The sequence below is a fragment of the Streptomyces sp. NPDC012510 genome (genome assembly GCF_042955065.1).
Taxonomy (GTDB): domain Bacteria; phylum Actinomycetota; class Actinomycetes; order Streptomycetales; family Streptomycetaceae; genus Streptomyces.
Map to the genome: position 1 here is coordinate 1 of NZ_JBIBEN010000103.1, position 1,133 is coordinate 1,133.

The 1,133-nt window shown below is 72.1% G+C and carries 2 protein-coding genes; one reads left to right on the forward strand and one right to left on the reverse strand.

The window, feature by feature from the left end:
• Positions 1-412, forward strand: a 412-nt coding sequence (locus tag ACFY9I_RS42625; RefSeq protein ID WP_391012949.1) for a pyridoxine 5'-phosphate oxidase C-terminal domain-containing protein, incomplete at its 5' end; no start/stop codon positions are given.
• 13 nt (positions 413-425) lie between these two features.
• On the opposite strand, the gene ACFY9I_RS42630 is transcribed toward ACFY9I_RS42625, so the two are convergent.
• Positions 426-932 carry an ATP-binding protein gene (locus ACFY9I_RS42630; RefSeq protein WP_359540188.1) on the reverse strand — a complete coding sequence of 169 codons (507 nt, stop codon included), beginning with the start codon at positions 930-932 and terminating at the stop codon, positions 426-428.
• Between the last annotated feature and the right edge of the window lie 201 nt (positions 933-1,133).

The following is a 1,133-nucleotide window of genomic DNA, read 5'->3' on the forward strand; positions in this document are numbered from 1 at the left end:
GACGCACGCGACGAGCCGCAAGGGCCGGCAGCTCGACGCCCGCCGGTACGCGGCCCTGACCTTCTACTGGCCGGTGCTGGGCCGCCAGGTCCGGCTGCGGGGCCCGGTGTCGATCGCCCCCGCCCGGGCGGCCCAGGCGGACCTGCACGCCCGCTCGACGGGGGCGCTGGCCGCGGCGCTGACCGGCCGCCAGAGCGAGCCCCTGGCGTCCCTGGAGGAACTGGCGTCCGTCTCCGACGCGGCCTGGCACGAGGCCCAGGCGGACCCCACGGCGGAGTCGCCGACGTGGACGCTGTACCACCTCCACCCCGAGGAGGTGGAGTTCTTCCAGGGCGACGAACGGCGGCGGCATGTGCGGGTGACGTACCGGAGGGAGGGTGAAGGCTGGTCCCGGGGCCTCCTGTGGCCATGAGACACCGGGGGTCTCAGTCCTGGCCGCCCAGGTAGTTCATGGCCCCCGCCCGAGGCAGCACGGCCCACATCCGAGTTCCCCCGCCCGGTTCACGGGCCCCGCCGATGCCCCAGTCACCCCGGCAGGCCCGGACGACCTCGTCCAGGAGCCGCAGGGTGGCCCGCCGGTTCAGCACGCAGAGGGCGCCGAGGCGGGCGTGGGTGTGGCGGGGGTGCCCGTCGTACACGGTCACCCGGAGGGCGGCGTCGCGGTAACGCAGCGACACGTACATCTCCTTGGTGAGGGAGAGACGGTAGGCGCAGGTGGTCAGTTCACTCACGACTTGGACGACCGGCTCGGCCACATCATCCAGCCGGTGCGCCCGAAGGACGGCGCGGGTGGTGGCCCGTGCGACCCCGGGACTACGGGGCGCCGCCGGAAGGGTGAAGCTGTAGCAGAGATCCTCGGGCCGACTGGCGACGAACGGGGCGTCACCCTTGCCGGAGGTCGGCAACAGGCAGGACACGACGTCGAGGTGCACGACAACTCCCTTTTCTCACGGGGGGTTTCTCCCGGTGGCCTGTCTCCCTGCCACACGCCCACCCCTCCCAGGGAAGGAGAAGCCGAGCGAACGCGTGTGATGCGCTTCCGGGCGATTCCGGGACGGCCCTGCGGTCATCCTGTTACAGACAGTGGAAGAGGTGATGTGACACATGCCGCCACGGGCAACCCCCAGCGAACG